Source organism: Clostridiales bacterium, assembly GCA_017569285.1.
Classification (GTDB): domain Bacteria; phylum Bacillota; class Clostridia; order Christensenellales; family Aristaeellaceae; genus Aristaeella.
On the sequence record CP069419.1, the window covers coordinates 402,922 to 419,377 of the forward strand.

18 protein-coding genes are annotated in these 16,456 nt (G+C 56.8%); 1 reads left to right on the forward strand and 17 read right to left on the reverse strand.

Annotated features, from left to right (window positions below; all coding sequences use genetic code 11):
- Positions 1-25: 25 nt before the first annotated feature.
- From dnaK to JNO48_01890, 9 genes are all read right to left on the reverse strand, one after another.
- The gene (gene dnaK, locus JNO48_01850; GenBank protein QTE68679.1) at positions 26-1,855 is read right to left on the reverse strand and encodes a molecular chaperone DnaK; all 1,830 of its coding nucleotides are present in this window, start codon (positions 1,853-1,855) and stop codon (positions 26-28) included.
- Positions 1,856-1,897: 42 nt separating this feature from the next.
- Complete coding sequence (gene grpE, locus JNO48_01855; protein ID QTE68680.1) at positions 1,898-2,473, reverse strand: nucleotide exchange factor GrpE; 576 nt, start codon at positions 2,471-2,473, stop codon at positions 1,898-1,900.
- Between the two features lie 17 nt (positions 2,474-2,490).
- Complete coding sequence (gene hrcA / locus JNO48_01860; protein ID QTE68681.1) at positions 2,491-3,525, reverse strand: heat-inducible transcription repressor HrcA; 1,035 nt, start codon at positions 3,523-3,525, stop codon at positions 2,491-2,493.
- Positions 3,526-3,744: 219 nt separating this feature from the next.
- Positions 3,745-4,350, reverse strand: a complete 606-nt coding sequence (locus JNO48_01865) for a hypothetical protein (protein ID QTE68682.1) — start codon at positions 4,348-4,350, stop codon at positions 3,745-3,747.
- The gene (locus tag JNO48_01870; protein ID QTE68683.1) at positions 4,347-6,380 is read right to left on the reverse strand and encodes a hypothetical protein; all 2,034 of its coding nucleotides are present in this window, start codon (positions 6,378-6,380) and stop codon (positions 4,347-4,349) included. The genes JNO48_01865 and JNO48_01870 overlap by 4 nt, the downstream gene beginning before the upstream one ends.
- A 20-nt stretch (positions 6,381-6,400) precedes the next feature.
- Entirely contained in the window at positions 6,401-7,372 is a 972-nt protein-coding gene (locus tag JNO48_01875; protein QTE68684.1) for a prolipoprotein diacylglyceryl transferase, read from the reverse strand.
- Between the two features lie 16 nt (positions 7,373-7,388).
- Complete coding sequence (locus JNO48_01880) at positions 7,389-8,534, reverse strand: phosphodiester glycosidase family protein (GenBank protein QTE68685.1); 1,146 nt, start codon at positions 8,532-8,534, stop codon at positions 7,389-7,391.
- Positions 8,535-8,537: 3 nt separating this feature from the next.
- Positions 8,538-8,858: a DUF1292 domain-containing protein gene (locus JNO48_01885; protein ID QTE68686.1), complete on the reverse strand. Its 321-nt coding sequence runs from the start codon at positions 8,856-8,858 to the stop codon at positions 8,538-8,540.
- Between the two features lie 89 nt (positions 8,859-8,947).
- A complete protein-coding gene (locus tag JNO48_01890) occupies positions 8,948-9,166 on the reverse strand; it encodes a DUF896 domain-containing protein (GenBank protein ID QTE68687.1) in 219 nt (72 codons plus the stop codon).
- Positions 9,167-9,208: 42 nt separating this feature from the next.
- Here JNO48_01890 and JNO48_01895 point away from each other — a divergent pair, with 42 nt between their 5' ends.
- A complete protein-coding gene (locus JNO48_01895) occupies positions 9,209-9,655 on the forward strand; it encodes a GNAT family N-acetyltransferase (protein QTE68688.1) in 447 nt (148 codons plus the stop codon).
- 1 nt (position 9,656) lies between these two features.
- Here JNO48_01895 and JNO48_01900 read toward each other — a convergent pair whose 3' ends face one another.
- The 8 genes from JNO48_01900 to greA form a co-directional block, all read right to left on the reverse strand.
- On the reverse strand, positions 9,657-10,367 hold the full coding sequence (locus JNO48_01900) for a hypothetical protein (protein QTE68689.1): 711 nt from the start codon (positions 10,365-10,367) through the stop codon (positions 9,657-9,659).
- Position 10,368: 1 nt separating this feature from the next.
- Positions 10,369-11,466, reverse strand: a complete 1,098-nt coding sequence (locus JNO48_01905) for a bifunctional glycosyltransferase family 2/GtrA family protein (GenBank protein ID QTE68690.1) — start codon at positions 11,464-11,466, stop codon at positions 10,369-10,371.
- Between the two features lie 19 nt (positions 11,467-11,485).
- The gene (locus JNO48_01910; protein QTE68691.1) at positions 11,486-12,223 is read right to left on the reverse strand and encodes a hypothetical protein; all 738 of its coding nucleotides are present in this window, start codon (positions 12,221-12,223) and stop codon (positions 11,486-11,488) included.
- Entirely contained in the window at positions 12,220-12,876 is a 657-nt protein-coding gene (locus tag JNO48_01915; protein ID QTE68692.1) for a DUF1643 domain-containing protein, read from the reverse strand. Before JNO48_01915 ends, JNO48_01910 begins: the two co-directional genes overlap by 4 nt.
- A gap of 4 nt (positions 12,877-12,880) precedes the next feature.
- A complete protein-coding gene (locus JNO48_01920) occupies positions 12,881-13,627 on the reverse strand; it encodes a F420-0--gamma-glutamyl ligase (protein ID QTE68693.1) in 747 nt (248 codons plus the stop codon).
- 148 nt (positions 13,628-13,775) lie between these two features.
- Entirely contained in the window at positions 13,776-14,435 is a 660-nt protein-coding gene (locus JNO48_01925) for a hemolysin III family protein (protein QTE68694.2), read from the reverse strand.
- Positions 14,422-15,945, reverse strand: a complete 1,524-nt coding sequence (gene lysS, locus JNO48_01930; GenBank protein QTE68695.1) for a lysine--tRNA ligase — start codon at positions 15,943-15,945, stop codon at positions 14,422-14,424. The genes JNO48_01925 and lysS overlap by 14 nt, the downstream gene beginning before the upstream one ends.
- Before the next feature lie 19 nt (positions 15,946-15,964).
- Positions 15,965-16,447, reverse strand: coding sequence for a transcription elongation factor GreA (gene greA / locus JNO48_01935; protein ID QTE68696.1), 483 nt, complete (start codon positions 16,445-16,447; stop codon positions 15,965-15,967).
- Positions 16,448-16,456: the final 9 nt, after the last annotated feature.

Below are 16,456 nucleotides of genomic sequence, written 5' to 3' on the forward strand. Positions count from 1 at the left end.
TTTCGTTCATTCTTCCTGTGTTTCCTTATTCGACACTGCCGTCGGCGTTCACGCTGCCGTCGTCATTGGTTGTGCCGGGTTCAGGTCCTCCCTGCCCGCCCATGGGGTTTCCGTCCGCGCCGGCCTGCTGCTGGTACAGCTTGCCGAATACTGCGTATACCTTCTGGGTGAAGCCTTCCATCGCGTTCTTGATCTCTTCCGCGTTGTTGCCTTCGCGAACCTTCTTGAACGCATCGATCTCCGCCTGCACGCTGTTCTTGTCCTCATCGGACAGCTTGTCGCCGTTGTCGCGCAGCGTCTTTTCCGTTTCGTAGATCAGGCTGTCCGCACGGTTCAGCGTTTCCACTTCTTCACGGCGTTTCTTGTCCTGCTCCGCGAACTGTTCAGCTTCCTTGACGCGCTGGTTGATTTCTTCCTCGCTCAGGTTCGTGCTGGCCGTGATCGTAATCTGCTGTTCATGGCCGGTCGCCTTGTCCTTGGCGGACACGTTCACGATGCCGTTGTTGTCGATGCTGAAGGTAACTTCAATCTGCGGCACACCGCGCGGAGCGGGAGCAATTCCCGTCAGCTGGAAGCGGCCAAGCGTCTTGTTGTCATAGGCCATCTGGCGTTCACCCTGCAGCACATGGATTTCAACGGTGGTCTGCCCGTCCGCCGCGGTGGAGAATACCTGGCTCTTGCTGGTCGGGATGGTGGTATTCCGGTCGATCAGCTTGGTGAAGATATGGCCTTCTGTTTCAAGGCCCAGGCTCAGCGGGGTAACATCCAGCAGCAGAACGTCCTTGACTTCTCCGCCCAGGACGCCGCCCTGGATCGCCGCGCCGATGGCAACGCACTCGTCGGGGTTGATGCCCTTGAAAGGCTCCTTGCCGGTAACCTTCTTGACCGCATCCTGTACAGCGGGAATCCGGGTGCTTCCGCCGACCAGGATCACCTTATTGATCTGGTCCACGGTCAGGCCGGCATCCTTCAGGGCTTTCCGCATCGGTTCCACGGTGGCGTCCACCAGGTCAGCGGTCAGCTCGTCAAACTTCGCACGGGTCAGCGTGATGTCCAGGTGCTTCGGGCCGGTGGCATCTGCGGTGATGAACGGCAGGTTGATGTTGGCGGTGGTCGTTCCGCTCAGCTCAATCTTGGCCTTCTCGGCAGCTTCCTTCAGCCGCTGCGCGGCAATCTTGTCCTGCTTGAGGTCGATTCCATTCTCTTTCTTGAACTGCTCCGCGACATAATCAATGATCCGCTGGTCAAAGTCATCGCCGCCCAGGCGGGTATTGCCGTTTGTGCTCAGCACTTCAAACACGCCGTCACCGATATCCAGGATACTGACATCGAATGTGCCGCCGCCCAGGTCGTACACCAGGATCTTCTGGTTTTCTTCCTTGTCCAGGCCGTAAGCCAGGGACGCAGCAGTCGGCTCGTTGATGATCCGCAGTACCTCCAGTCCGGCGATCCGGCCGGCATCCTTGGTGGCCTGGCGCTGGCTGTCATTGAAGTAGGCAGGAACTGTGATAACCGCCTGGGTCACTTTCTCACCCAGATAGCTTTCAGCGGTTTCCTTCATCTTGCTGAGAACCATTGCGCTGATATCCTGGGGGGTATACTGTTTCCCGTCAATGCTGACCTTGTAGGAGGTGCCCATCTCACGCTTGATGGAAATCACCGTCCGATCGGGGTTGGTAACCGCCTGGCGCTTTGCAACCTGGCCGATCAGGCGCTCACCGTCCTTGGTAAATGCCACCACCGAAGGGGTGGTGCGGCTGCCTTCGGCATTCGCGATCACGACCGGCTGTCCGCCTTCCATTACCGCAACGCAGCTGTTTGTAGTTCCCAGGTCAATACCGATAATCTTGCTCATAATCTTGTCCTCCTGTTCTGTATCCGTTTCGTTATACGCTTTTTATTCCGCGACGACTTTCACCATCGCATGCCGCAGTACCCGGTCGCCCATCCGGTAGCCCTTCTGCAGGACCTGGCAAACCGTTCCCGGTTCACCTTCCTCGGCGGTTCCCTGGAGCACCGCGTTCTCCAGATTCGGATCAAACCGTTCGCCCTTCCGGTCAATCGGTGTGACATCCATCTTCTGGTAGATATCCGTCATTTGCTTGAGTACCAGCTCCATGCCGTTCTTCAGCGCTTCATCAACGCTGTCCGCCGCGGCACCCACAGCCCGTTCCAGGTTGTCCAGCACCGGCAGCATGGCGGCTGCCACTTCCCGCCGTCCGTCAGCAAATGCATCTGCGCGGACGGTTTCATTCCGTTTCCGGTAGTTTTCGAAATCCGCCTGGACACGCTGGGCCATCGCCAGGTATTCAGCCGTTTTTGCGTTGGCCTCTTCCAGTTCCTTTTTCAGGGCGTCTCCGTCCTGTCCGGAAGTTTCCTCCGCAGTTTCCGTTTCATTTTCGGAAGGTTCCTCCGGAACCTCCGTCATGAGCTCTTCCTCCGGGATCTGCTTCTCCTTGTCCTTCCTGCTCATCTCATTCTGCCTTTCTTCTATTTGTTCTCATCCTCTCCGCCCAGCAGGTCGGTCAGCTGGCGCCCCATCATGTTCAGGATGGAAAGTACGCTGGAATACCGCATCCGGGTCGGCCCGATCACGCCGATCGTCCCCTGCTGCCCGCCCCGGCCGGAGTAGGTTGCCGTAACGATCGAACAGTCCACCATTTCGGGAACGCCGGTCTCCGGACCAATCCGTACGGTGAAGGACATCTCATTGTTCCCGCGGATGATATCGGCCAGCTTGTCCCGGGTCTCCATCAGGCTCAGGAAATTCCGGGCTTTATCCACATCGCTGTATTCAGGATAGGCCAGGATATTGCTGGTTCCTCCGACTGCCATATGCGCACGCTGGTTGTTCTGCTGCCCTTCGTTCAGGAACCCGTACAGTTCCCGAAGCACCTCATCATTCCCGTACATCCGGTTGATCAGTGCCGGCATCCGTTCACAGGCTTCCTGGAGGGTCATCCCCCGAAGCTCGTTCGTCAGCGTTCTTGAGATGGCATACAGGGTATCACTGTCCATCTGGTTGCCGATCCGGATCACACTGTCGCGGATCACACCCATATCGGTCACAATGACCACCAGTGCGGTTTCACTGGATACCGGAACCAGCTGCACAGTCTGCAGCCGGGGCTGGGCTCCCTTTGGCGAAAGCACCACGGCAGTGTATCTCGTCAGTGTGGACAGCACCTGCGCCGCGTGGTCGATCACGTCCTCCATCTGGTGGATCCGTCCGGAAAAATGGCGCCGGATGGTTTCCTCATTGTCATCCCGGATTTTCCCCGTCTGCAGCAGGGTATCCACATACAGGCGGTAGGCCTTGGCGGAAGGAATCCGCCCGGCGGAAACATGCGGCTGGTCCAGGAACCCCAGTTCTTCCAGGTCACTCATCTCATTCCGGATGGTGGCGGAGGAAAGGCCCATGTCGTATTTCCGGCTGATCGTCCTGGAACCGACCGGAACACCGGTCAGCACATAGTCATCGATGATTGCCTGCAGGATCCGCATTTTGCGGTCATCCATCTCCATGCACCCGCCTCCTTTCCTGGTTGTTAGCACTCGATGCCTGTGAGTGCTAACCACATGCATACTCTACCACCGCGGTAGTGCTTTGTCAAGTATTTCCGCTTGGTTTTTCATGGGATTCACGGTGAATTTTATGTGAACGGCGGATGAAGGATTACAGTGTGAAAACCGCAAAAAACGGGCAGCACTTTCATGCTGTCCGTCCGGAATACGGATATTCTGTTACAGCCCGTTTACGTCATACCCGCCGCCCGGCGCACTCAGCTCCGGTGATGCGTACAGGATTGCAAACCGGTCCGTATCGAAATAGTACAGGTAAATGCCGGTTCCGTCCTTGTCCGTCCAGGCATGTACCTGCTGAATCCGCTCTGTCTGGTAATGGTTGGGGTCAATCCGGTCCATCAGGTTTTTCACGATCTGCGGTTCCGCATCCTGGCTCTTCCCGTATTTGAATTCCAGGGCCCCGATCAGATAATAGAAGCTGATGACAGAATCGTTATTGTGATTGAATTCATACGTGATCATGCGCAGCTGGTTCTGCCGGAAAATGAATACCAGGTCCGCGGTAAAACGGCTGACAGCCACTTTCTCCGCCGTCATCATCACCGACCACTCGCCGGATGTGCGCTCGTTCATGGGAGTAACCTCCAGGGAACGCACCTGCTCGGTACTCATATTCCAGCTGATTCCGTTCCGGAAGGTGAACGCGGAAATCTGCTCCGTCGCCTGTGGCACAGGTGTGCTCAGCAGTCCGAAACCCGCTGCATGCGCGCTGCCGGTGGCGGCTGCCATCATCAGCACCATAAACGCTGCCAGTACTCTTCTCATGTTTCCTGCGCCGCCTTCCCTTCGGTTCCTGTTCCCGCCATTTCCAGGATCTGCGCGGTCACTTCCTCCACCACGCGAACCTGTTCCTGCTGGAATCCGTTTTCCGGTTCATAGGTGACAATGGTTCCGAATGTGACCGTCCGGGCTTCCTTGTTTGCGTACAACGGCAGCATCCGCATCTTCTTGTGGGTCTTTTTCCAGTATGCTTCCGCCAGCATCAGGAACCCGGGAGAGATTTTCCCCACGCCGGTCCGTTCATAGATTCCGTCCTGGGATTCCGGAAAAATCAGCAGGTTATCCCCGGCTTCCAGTGCTTCAATGCTCATCCGAACCGTCTCCCGGAGTTTCATGGGGGATCCGCGGTATACGGGGATGGACTCGATCTGGTTCATTACGGTAACGCTCAGCCACCCGATAAACCGCGCCAGCGTTTTGCGGACAAAAAGCGGGAAACGGGTCAGCTTGCTGAAGGTGTTTTCATATACATACTCCGTAACCTGGGCTTTGTCATACATCATCCGGGAGATTGTCCAGGTCCGGATCGGTACGGGAATAAACAGATTGCAGACAATCGGGCCGTAGATTTCGCCGTGGTTGCACAGGAATACAACCGGATTACTGTCATCCAGTTCAATGTGATCGGCATTCACGGTTTTATGCCGGTAAAACGCGCGAAGGATCGCAATCAGGAAACGGGAGAGATATGGCTGGCGGTACGGTTCCGTAACCACATGCTCCAGCTGCCGCTTCAGTGCCGGGTTGTCTGCTCCGGCTTCCCGGATATCCAGGAATTTTTTCAGCTTTTCGATATAGCGGGAGCTCAGCGGAAAGCGGATTGCGCTGACCAGGGCACCGATCACCACCAGGATCAGCGGAACCATCATCACCGGCTGGAAACGGGAAGCAAGCTCTTCCGCACTTTGCGGAAGGTCCTTCCCGTTCACAAAGCAGAAGATAATCAGCGCGGTGAGCGCCAGGGTGTCACCCAACAGCCGCGCAAGCTCCCAGTTGGCGTTACGCAGCCGCCAGTAGCCGGGCTGGATCTGCTGTCCGGTCACGCTGACGGCGTCCGGCATAATTTCCTCTATGCGGCCAAGCCCGGTCAGGCTCAGGGTGCCGCCGATGGTGCATACCGACAGGTAAATATAAATCCGGATATACTCCAGCTGCCCGCTTCGAAGCATCATGCTGCACAGGACAATTCCTCCGAGCCACAGCACCAGGCCTGTAACCAACAGCCAGGTCGGATCCTTTTTCCCGCTCTTTTCGAGGCGCCGCAGCATCCATCTTCCGGCAGCTGAAGGAATCAGCGTGCATAGGATTGCCACAACAATTGCCGGGAACAGCCATTCCCGGTTGGTCGCCAGCAGTGCATACAGCACAGCGGTTGTCAGTTCAACCGCCATCACCAGCAGCAGGCTGATCCAGTCCATGGTATGGTAAGCTTTGACCTTGCGGATTTCCGGTGCCTGTTCGCCGTCATCTTCCTCCGCCAGGGCGGAAGCATGCCGCTGATGCCGTGCGTGCAGCGCGTTCCCGATTGTCATCAGTGCAAATCCGGCGGCCAGCGGCCATCCGTCACTCCAGCCAATATTGTGCATCAGTACCCAGGTCATCGCCGCAATGACAACCACCTGGATGATTCCGGCAGTTGCCAGGGTCCGGACAGACCGGCTGGCGGAGCGTCCGGCCAGGCGTGAAAGCCGGATCGTCATACCGTCAGCGCAAAGGCACAGGGCTGCTGCCGCAAACATCACCCAGACATTTCCGTTCCGGAGTGTTGCCGGATAGATGCCAGCCAGCAGAACACCGGCAATACTCAGCACGGCCAGCAATGCAATAGCCCAGATCCGGGAATAACCCGGCAGGTAGGTTCGGTTCCTTTTTCCGAAAACGGAAGCAAACACAATCACCGCGTGTCCGCACAGATAAAGGGCCCCGCCAAAAAGAGGCATGTCCACCAGCATGTTGGAAAGCAGCATGCAGTAGATATACCCCGGCAGTGTTCCCATAACCGAAATCATGGGCATTCCGTTTTCTGACTTCCCCGTCACGAATGATTCTGTCCTTCCGTGAGATTATTCCGGCGCAGCAGGATAAAGCCGAACACAACCGGAACGGCAACCGCCGCAGCCATAACCACATAGAGCAGTACGTGGCTGAGGCTGGTCCGGTCGAGTGCAAACTCAATTCCGATACAGATTCCGACTGCCAGCACCAGTACAGCCGTCACGCCGGAAACAAAGCCTTTTCCATGCCTGCCGCTCCTTCGGGCAGCGAGCACCAGGCCCCATACCAGCATCACAGCAGCAAGCACCTGCTGGAAGCGGACAAAACTGAATTCCAGGAATCCGTCATACCGCAGGCTCTCCAGCAGGATCCCGCCGGCACCGCCAAGGATCAGGAACTGAATCCATGTATCCCCGTCCTGTCTCCTGCCCCGCAGCATGCTGAAAGCAAGAACCAGAAACAGGACTGCCGCAAAAGCAGCGGCAATCCGGTAGGTTGCAAGATAGCTCAGGTCATAGGCGTCCTTTACAATGAAAAAGCCGCCGACCCGGGTGCCTTCCGGAAGCGACCGGCTGATGTTGAATCCGTCAATCCGGCCTTCCGCCAGCCGTTCCGCAACGATAAACAGGCACATTCCGACAGATGCGGCATCCAGGATCCGGGCTGGTTTTTCCCCTGTGATCCGGGCGCTCAGCCACGCTCCGAGCAAGACACCGCCGATTGCCCCGAACAGGCTCCAGCCCCCACGGTCCGCAAGGAACCAGGCACTGAAGGGGATCATGCTGCCGAATTCCTGGTCCAGCAGGCAGAACGCCAGTCGGCTGCACACAATTCCCAGGACCAGGCAGAGCAGGCATGCGAGTGAAGCCGTTCCCGGCCGAGTCTTCCGCACACGGCAGACCACTCCGGCGGCCGCCAGCGCACATGCGGCACCGATGGCACAGCACAGGCCGTACGGATACATTTCCATCCCGAGCAGGCTGATGCGGACAGCATCTTCCCTTAACATCATCAGTCTTTCCAGTCCTTTACCATTCAGATTCGGGGACAGCGGTGGCGAAGTAGATAATATCCTTCTGCTGCCGGTCGCCCGCAACCTGGTCTCCTTCAAAATAGAGCCGGGTCGTCAGCTTTCCGTATTCATCCGCGGGGCCGCAGAAAATCATTTCGGAGGTATTTCCGCCGTCCAGGTTGTAAGCCTGCACGCAGCCAAGGTCATACATGATCTGCGCCAGTCCCTGCTGGCTGATTCCGGCTTTGTCATTGCCGCTGGTACGGCCTTCCACCAGCACCATTACATAACTCAGCGGGCCTGTCTGGCCGATCGCGGACCGGGGTTCGCGTCCATGGGGGTTGTAGCCGTAATGTTCATCAACCGTCAGCAGTTCCCCATCCTTGACCAGGGCCGGTCCGAATGTAAAGGCGTTCACTACCTGGCGCCCTTCCTCCTTCATAACATTCACAAAGTATGGCTGATCATCCTTGTGAAGGCCCTGGGACTTAATAAACAGGTGGAAGTCTCCCAGGTCGTCAATGATCAGGATGTCCTTCAGGTTGTTGGTCTTGCTCCGGATTTTTTCCGTCATCCGATACTCAAAAGTCGTCTTCTTCGCGTCGCTCGTATACCGGTCGCCGTTGATGGCAACCAGTGCATGCGTATCCCGCGCAAGAGCCTTGAAAAGCACCGTCTTGTTGTTCTGTGCGGTCCCAGCTACGGCTGTGCGGAGCTGGCTGGCATCCGCAATCCGCACAAATGCGATATGCACGGTAATACCGTTGATATCCCGTGTCTCCACGGAAACACGGATGCTCTGATCCTCGTAGCCGTCCTCGGTATACTTGTCCGGGTTCGGCAGCGGTGGAACGGTAAAGTCCAGGGGAAGCTTCCACTCCGGATTGATATGCAGTTCACCCTCAACATACGTCTCCACGATCACTTCTTCGCTCGTTTCCGGGCTGTCCTCGCCGCCTTCCGCATAAGCCGACGGGAAAAGCAGGCGGCCGAAGTCGATTTCCTCGCTGTCTCCGTCCTCCGCCTCGTCCTCTTCCGCATCGTCCTGCATCAGCCTGGCCTTTTCGTTGTCCAGGATCTGGGGAGATGAAAGCACGAACGGCATAAACAGGATAATCGCCGCACACAGCAGCGCTGTCAGGATCCGGATTGGCAGTTTCATGTCTTATTCTTCCTCTTCTTCATCTTCCGCCATGTGCGTATTGGCGATATCAATCAGTTTCTGGGCAAGCTCTTCATCTTCCACCAGTTCGAATTCTTCGTCTTCCGCACCGTCTTCCCCGGTTACGGGAACCACCTTGCAGACGATGCATTCGCCTTCCTGTTCGGTGCCTTCCGTGCCGTTTTCAGTCAGCAGGGCATATTCCTCCCCGTTATAGAAGAAATAGTCCACAACACTGAATTCATATTCCTGGCCGTCCTCGTCCTCAAAGACGATCACGTCTTCTTCCATACCTTCCATTCCGTTCATTTCATTTTCATTCATAATCCGACACTCCTTTCATATCGTGTACGCCGAAATTATACCGTTATCCAGATTCTTTGGCAAGTTGACTTTCCGGTTCCGACCACGTATTATTGAGTCGGCGGGACGCTTTTTTTCTGCAGCGGATGCCGGGTCCCGTCCTTTTCTTCCACGACAATGCTGTCCAGCATGGCCTTCAGGTTCTGCCGGTATCCGTCCAGGTATTCCCTGCGCAGTTCCGCCTGTTCGGCCAGCTCGGCTTCAGTCAGCCCGGTCTCTTTCTTTTTCCGGGCAAGCTCATTGATTCGTTCAATCTTTTTCGGATCCATTTATGTACCCTTTCCGATGCTGTTTAATCAAAGGAGACGCCTATGGTTCAGGGAAAATGGTTTGCCCCCGGGGAAGATATCTCCCCGCTCATTCCTGTCCGGGAATCTGTTTTTTCCCGCGCCGCGGATGATCTCGATCCGCTCAGCTGGAACGCACTCATTTACGAGGATGGAATTCCGTGTGCCTCCGGCCGGATCTGGTACCGGGACGGAGTTTACTGGCTTGGAGACATCGGGGTACTCGAAAGCCGCCGCGGCAGGAAGCTGGGCGACCTGACACTCCGCCTGCTCCTGTATAAGGCGCAGTCCCATGCGGCCTCAGAGGTCCGCCTCCGCTGTCCTGCTGGTACCGAGGGATTCTTCACCCGTCTTGGATTCCGTGGCTGCGCTTCTGCTTCGGACGGAACCGAAATGACGATATCCGGGGACCGGATTGATCTGGACACCTGTAAAGGCTGTCCGAAAACCAACTGTCCTGGCCGGAAGTAAATCAGTTTTCCCGGCTGTCCCTTCCTGCGCTCAGGATCAGGGCTGCCGCCAGCAGGGCGCACCCCGCGGAAGCGGAAAAGTCTGCAATCTCACTTCCCATGGACAGAATCCCGGCTTCCTGGAGCAGGATCAATGCTCCGCAGCCTGCCACAGCAATCCATTCCAGCGCGGTCATCACCGTGCTTTTTTGTTTCTGCCCCCGGCGGACTGTCCAGACAGCCAGGCAGATCAGTTCCACAGCCGCCGAAAGCAGGATCACCAGGCTGAACGGCCCGGTCCGCGGCGGCTCTGCCCGCAGCCCTTCTGTCACACTTCGTACCGCTGCCCACAAACAAAGAACGGTGATCAGCACGTCTCCATTCCCGGGAATGTCTTTTTTCCGGATAATCAGCCAGATGATCATTCCCGCCAGCAGAAGCACTGCAGTGCAGAACTCGATGCGCCCCGGAACAAACCGCCCGTCTGCCGTGATCCACGGGATATCCCGGATTGGCTGAAACAGCAGTTTTCCGTTCCCCGTGCTTCCCGCAAAGGCGTCAAACGCTTTCCAGACAGTAATGCCCGGAAGCAGTCCAAAACCGGCGGCATTGGTCCAGTGGCCTGCCGTCAGCCTCCCCATGGTTCTTTTGCGGACATCCAGTACCCACAGCACGGAAAACAGGAGAATCATAAACAGGGCCGCGCCAAGTCCCGCAAGTACGATGGTCCTCATGTCATGCTGCCTCCCGGAATACCCACGCCTGCTGCAGCCGGTAACTGAGGAAATACAGCACGGTATCCATGAGCAGCTTGGCCAGCCATCCTGCCATCCCGATCCTGCCCAGCAGCCATACACCGAGGTTGGAGATACAGATCACAATCACGCAGACCAGGGCATATCTCAGGGCGGTATTCCGGCCGTTTCCCTTCTGCCTGAAAACCAGGTTTTTATTCAGCGTGTAATTGACGACGGAACTGATCAGCCGCGCTCCCCATCCGCTGATATTCACATTCCACAGGGAACCGGCCGGGACTCCCCAGCCGGGCAGCAGCCATTCCCGCAGGATAAACGCCGCCACCTGGTCAATCAGTACGCAGAACAGGGAAGATCCCATAAAGCGGAAAAAGCTGCCCAGGATGACCTTGTAAATCCGCCAGGAATCCCGTACGGGATGAAAATGGGTCCCCTCATTCCCGTTCTCGTAAATGGTTTCGATTGTAACGGGAATCATGGGAATTCCGGCCCGGGCACAGGCAATCAGCACCTTCATTTCATACTCATACCGTTCGCCCTCAACCTCTGCCATGAAGGGCAGTTCCTCCCGGCGGAAGGCACGCAGTCCGGTCTGTGTATCCGGCAGCCATTGCCCGTACAGCAGCTTGAACACGGTGGATGTAATCCGGTTTCCCGTCCGGGACTTCGGCGGTATATCCGGCAGGTTGAAATCCCGGCTCCCCAGGTACAGGGCCTTCTGTCCGTCCGCCACCTTCTCCGCCAGGCGGATGCAGTCCCGGACTGTATGCTGCCCGTCTGAATCAGCGGTAATCACCGTCCGGTATGTTTCCGCAAGTCCCATAATATGGCGGTAGCCGGTTTTCAGTGCGACGCCTTTCCCGCGGTTCACCTCATGCCGGAGAACCGTCGTACGCGGAATCTCCGCAACCTCCCGGAATACCGGCTGATAGTTTTCCCCGCTGCCGTCGTCCACCACAACAATGAGCCCGAATCCGCTTTGCTCCAGTTCGTGGATATACGCAGGCAGCCGCTCATCAGGTTCAAGCGACGGAATCAGGATCACGGCATTCCGGACCGCCGGATTGGTTTCATTCATACGCGTTTCCCTCTCCATCTTATGATTGTCTCGCCCGCAGGCTTCCGCCGATATCAAAAGCAATTGCGTCATTCACATATCCCGTCAGGCGGAACTGTTCGTCCTTCATCACCCGGCGCAGTGTCACCTGCTGGCCCGGCAGGATTTCATGGCTGTAGTTCAGGATCACGGCTTCCGGTTCGGAGCGCATCATGATTTCCGTACCGAGGATGTTGCACAGCCAGTCCGCATACCGCGTGTTGTTGACATGGCCGTTCACATCCAGGTCGGTATAGACTGGGGTATGCATGGAAACAAACTCTTCACCCTGCAGCTGGCCGACGGTGGCCGGCAGGTTCATCGGAACCGTCAGGTCGCGGTTGTCGGGAATCAGGCGGGCTACGTCACCCGGAGGCAGCATACGCCGCGTTTCGGTATCCATCAGCAGCCAGAGGGACCCGGCTTTGCCGATCATTTCCCCGTCCTTGTCCAGGAGCAGGTAATACCGGGGAAAGAAACAGATCCGGGTCGGCATGGGAAAGGTCGACAGGGTCACCGTCTCCCCGATTCGCGGATACCGGCTCATCCGGAGCTCAATCCGGGACAGGACCCACACCATATTTCTCTTCAGCAGCTCATCCCTTCCGCAGCCCAGCAGGCAGCTGTGCGCTCCTGCAGCTTCCTGCATAGCTTCCAGGATAGCGCTGATCCGCCACTGGCCGTTCACGTCACAGTCCCGGGTCAGGATCCGGATTTGCTCTTCATAAGTCTTCATCATATGCGTTTACTCCTGTGGTTTCTTTGTTGCTCCTGCCCGATCGTCTGCAGGTATTCAGTAAGATCCGGAAACGGGTCCAGCCGGCTGTCGCTCTTCAGGTACAGGGGGTGGTGGGGATGTCCGGCCTTGCTCCGCGGTCCGGCTGTAAACCACGCGGCGCCGTACCGGTTGCCGATTTCCGCCATATCAAGCACGCATCGGCTCAAGTAATCCCGCTTTTCGATCACTGCACCCCAGGCTGCCCACAGGTCCGGTTTCCCGGACCGGGAAATATATTCCATAATCCAGGTAAATGCTTTCATATTCTCCGCGTGCAGGTACGGATTCATGTTTTTTTCCATGTCATCCGGATCCGTCGCCCTTTGGGCATACACGTTGAACATGATAAAGGAATCATACCCGTTGAACAGCGCGATCCGCTGGGCGCTTTTCAGCGTGTTGTCCAGCCGGTCCGGTACCGCAGTGGATGGATTGATTCCGATACACACCAGCGGATGGTTTCCCCGGGTTCCGAGGATATACCGGTATTCACTGTAATGGTCCGGTACGTAAATCCAGCGCTCCCGGTCATAGTCGGAAGCGCCGGGAATCAGCGCCTCCTCAAAGGAGAGTACGCCGGCATGGAATGTATCACCAGATGGAATGTGCCGCATGGTTTCAGCTGAGCGGCCGGATCAGGATCAGGGGCGTCAGTTCCCCACCCTGTCCGGACGGATTGTCGGCCATGGCATCCTGGATTTCCTCGTCAGTCAGCGGGAAATCGCCGCATTTGCCAAGCTGGTTCTGGTCAATATCATTGGCATCCATCAGTACCACCGGAATTCCGGTTTTCTGTTCCAGTTCATCGCACAGCTCCTGTGCGTTTTCATTGTTGACCAGTGCAAGATCCTTATACCGTTCAAAAGAGGAGCGGTAGTAGAATCCGTCAATGCCGGCCACGCCTTTCCCAACAATTTTGTAAAACAGGCCTTTGACGCCGAACGGTTTGGTAATTGCCGAAACCACGGACGCGAATACCACCCGCGGCGCCCCGACCATATTGATCGCCAGCTGCAGCTTATAGGGATCATGCATTCCGATTCCCGCCACGGTTTCGCTGGCATGCGGGGACAGCAGCTTCGCCCAGAATCCTGGCCGGACCTGTTCCTTGGTAAACACATTCCGGGTGCACATGGCCATCACCTTGGCCCCGAAGGAAAGGACATCCCCTTCTCGGGAAATCGGCAGGACGTAACGTTTCACCAGTTCTGCCTGGTCCTCACCGACTTCCACAAAATGGGTCTGGATTGCGAATCGGTCATATTTCCGCCCGTTTTTTCCGGTAACGGTTCCCCGGTCAAAATAGGTAACTCCGTTCAGCTCCCGACGCTGTTTCTCCAGATTTTTAGACGGTGTGTTCCCCATAAGGCACCTCCGGTTAGTCGTGTTCAAAATATTATATCGTCATATCTGTTGTATGTCAACGTTCGCATAAACCGCACATGTTGTGTCCCACTCCGCTTTCCTGGGGCAAAAAAAGTCCCTCCGTACAGGAGGGAACTTTCATGGTTTTTCAATACAGGCAGAGATAGATACCCAGCCAGTGGGCTGCCGCGCCGAACAGCACAAAGAAGTGCCAGATAAAGTGTGCGCCCCGGCGTTTCAGTGCAAACGGGATAATTCCGAGCGTGTACAGGATTCCGCCGCCCAGGGTAAAAATCAGGAGCGGAACATTGTCATGGAACATCCGCGGCAGGAAAGCCAGTCCGCACCACCCCATCACGATATACAGTGCGACATGGGCGGAATGGGCTCTCTCCGGCCCGAACACTCCGATCATCGTAATTCCCGTCACAACCACCGCCCACTGGACGGCGCACAGCGCAGTTCCCCATCCGCCTCCCCAGTACAGGAGCCACAGCGGGGTAAATGTTCCGCCGATCAGCAGGTAAATCCCGATGTAGTCAAATCGCCGCCACAGCCGCTTCACACCGGATCCCCACCGAAATGAATGGTACAGGCAGCTCATCAGGAACATCAGAATCAGGCATGTTCCGTAGATTACGGAGGAGATTGCCTTGGTTCCCGTATCGGATTTCACAAGCAGCAGCACAAGTCCGGCAATTCCGGCCAGCGCGCCGATTCCGTGGGTAACCGCGTTCCCCACTTCTTCCAGTACGGACCGGCGCGGCGGTTCCCTGCGGGTCTGCACCGTTTTTTCAGCTTTCGGCATTCTGGGCAGCATCCCCGTTGCCCGCGTCAAGCGGCTTCATCGTGGGAAACAGCAGCACGTCGCGGATCGTGGCAGAATCTGTCAGCAGCATAATCAGCCGGTCCAGGCCAAAGCCCAGTCCGCCGGTCGGGGGCATTCCGTATTCCAGGGCATTCACAAAGTCTTCATCCACTTCCGCGTGGATTCCTTGGGAAGCCCGCAGCGCAACCTGCTCCTCAAAGCGCCGGCGCTGGTCCACGGGATCGTTCAGTTCGCTGAACGCATTTCCCATCTCATGACCGGTGATAAAGAACTCAAAGCGTTCGGTCAGTTCGGGATTATCCGGTTTCCGCTTGGCCAGCGGGGAAATCTCCACGGGATAATCCATAACGAAAGTCGGCTGGACCAGTGAGGCTTCAACATATTCGTCAAACAGTGCAGCCAGGCAGTCGCCTTTCCGGGCATCCTTTTCCACATGGACTCCCCGCTTGTCGCAGATTGCGCGCGCTTCTTCATCGCTCTGCCATGCGGAATAATCCTCTCCGCAGGCTTCACGGACCGCGTCCGCCATGGTAATCCGCTTCCAGGGGGCTTTCAGGTGGATCACCTGGCCCTGGTAATTCACATCCGTCGTACCGAGGGCCTTGATGGCAACAAACTCGTAGAGCTGCTCCACCATTTCCATAATTTCCTTATAGTCCGCATAAGCCTGGTAGGTTTCCACGGAGGTGAATTCCGGATTATGGGTTGCATCCATTCCCTCGTTCCGGAAAATCCGGCCGACTTCATACACGCGCTCAAAACCGCCGACAATCAGCCGCTTCAGGTACAGTTCCGTTTCGATCCGCAGGAACATATCCAGGTTCAGCGCATTGTGATGCGTCCGGAACGGCCGGGCACTGGCGCCGATTTCCAGCGTATGCAGCACAGGCGTATCCACTTCAATATACCCGTGGCTGTCGAGGAATTCCCGCACCGCAGCAATAATCCGGCTCCGCTTCCGGAATGTATCCCGAACTTCCGGATTCACGATCATGTCCACATACCGCTGCCGGTAACGCAGATCCGTATCCGTCAGTCCGTGGTATTTCTCCGGCAGTACCTTCAGGCTCTTGCACAGGAGCGTGACGGAAGTGGCATGCACGGAAATTTCCCCGGTCTGTGTGCGGAACACGGTTCCCTTCACACCCAGGATATCCCCGATATCATCCTGCTTGAAAGCCGCGTAGGACTCTTCTCCCACATCGTCACGCCGGACATAGATCTGGATGTCCCCTTCTCCGTCCAGCAGGTGCGCGAAGGAGGCCTTGCCCATTACGCGGCGGCTGGTCATGCGTCCGGCGATGGATACTTCCCTGCCTTCCAGTTCTTCAAACCCGGCGAGAATCGCCGCGCTGCGGTGTGTCACATCAAACCGTGTGATTTCATAGGGGTTTTCACCTGCATCAATCAGCTTCTGCAGCTTCTGGCGGCGGATGATCTCCTGCTCGGTCAGCGGCGGGGTCAGGGGGGTTACGGGATAATCTGCCATATACTCTTCCAACCTTTACTTACATCTTCTTGATCGACAGGACCTTATACCGGAGCGTGCCCGCCGGAATGGTGATGGTCACGGTCTGGTTCCGCTTGGCACCCAGCAGACCGGCACCGACAGGGCTCTCATTGGAGATCCTGTCCGCCGTGGGATCGGCTTCATTCGCGCCGACAATCGCGTATTCATAGGTCTCGCCTTCGTCCAGGTCCTTGACCTTGACGATTGTGCCGATGGAAACCCGTTCTGTGGTGATCTCGTCATCCGCCACAACGGTCGCGGTGCGGATCGTGGCCTGCAGGCGGGTGATCTCAGCTTCCACCTTGGCCTGCTCCTTCTTCGCTTCATCGTACTCGGCATTTTCACTCAGGTCGCCGAATCCGCGGGCAACGGCAATCTGTTCGCTGATCTCGTTCCGGCGAACGGAAATCAGGTAATCCAGCTGTTCCTCCAGCTTTTTCAGGCCGCTTTCTGTCAGAATCGTTCCTTTTTCGTCTGCCATGCTCCTCAG

Coding starts and splice junctions, on each gene's coding strand:
- JNO48_01865 (QTE68682.1), bottom strand. CDS start 4,350: ATGAGAAGAGTACTGGCAGCGTTTATGGTGCTGATGATGGCAGCCGCC.
- JNO48_01915 (QTE68692.1), bottom strand. CDS start 12,876: ATGCGGCACATTCCATCTGGTGATACATTCCATGCCGGCGTACTCTCC.
- hrcA (QTE68681.1), bottom strand. CDS start 3,525: ATGGAGATGGATGACCGCAAAATGCGGATCCTGCAGGCAATCATCGAT.
- JNO48_01875 (QTE68684.1), bottom strand. CDS start 7,372: ATGATGTTAAGGGAAGATGCTGTCCGCATCAGCCTGCTCGGGATGGAA.
- JNO48_01895 (QTE68688.1), top strand. CDS start 9,209: ATGGTTCAGGGAAAATGGTTTGCCCCCGGGGAAGATATCTCCCCGCTC.
- JNO48_01900 (QTE68689.1), bottom strand. CDS start 10,367: ATGAGGACCATCGTACTTGCGGGACTTGGCGCGGCCCTGTTTATGATT.
- grpE (QTE68680.1), bottom strand. CDS start 2,473: ATGAGCAGGAAGGACAAGGAGAAGCAGATCCCGGAGGAAGAGCTCATG.
- JNO48_01920 (QTE68693.1), bottom strand. CDS start 13,627: ATGGGGAACACACCGTCTAAAAATCTGGAGAAACAGCGTCGGGAGCTG.
- JNO48_01925 (QTE68694.2), bottom strand. CDS start 14,435: ATGCCGAAAGCTGAAAAAACGGTGCAGACCCGCAGGGAACCGCCGCGC.
- JNO48_01885 (QTE68686.1), bottom strand. CDS start 8,858: ATGAATGAAAATGAAATGAACGGAATGGAAGGTATGGAAGAAGACGTG.
- greA (QTE68696.1), bottom strand. CDS start 16,447: ATGGCAGACGAAAAAGGAACGATTCTGACAGAAAGCGGCCTGAAAAAG.
- lysS (QTE68695.1), bottom strand. CDS start 15,945: ATGGCAGATTATCCCGTAACCCCCCTGACCCCGCCGCTGACCGAGCAG.
- JNO48_01910 (QTE68691.1), bottom strand. CDS start 12,223: ATGATGAAGACTTATGAAGAGCAAATCCGGATCCTGACCCGGGACTGT.
- dnaK (QTE68679.1), bottom strand. CDS start 1,855: ATGAGCAAGATTATCGGTATTGACCTGGGAACTACAAACAGCTGCGTT.
- JNO48_01870 (QTE68683.1), bottom strand. CDS start 6,380: ATGCCCATGATTTCGGTTATGGGAACACTGCCGGGGTATATCTACTGC.
- JNO48_01880 (QTE68685.1), bottom strand. CDS start 8,534: ATGAAACTGCCAATCCGGATCCTGACAGCGCTGCTGTGTGCGGCGATT.
- JNO48_01905 (QTE68690.1), bottom strand. CDS start 11,466: ATGAATGAAACCAATCCGGCGGTCCGGAATGCCGTGATCCTGATTCCG.
- JNO48_01890 (QTE68687.1), bottom strand. CDS start 9,166: ATGGATCCGAAAAAGATTGAACGAATCAATGAGCTTGCCCGGAAAAAG.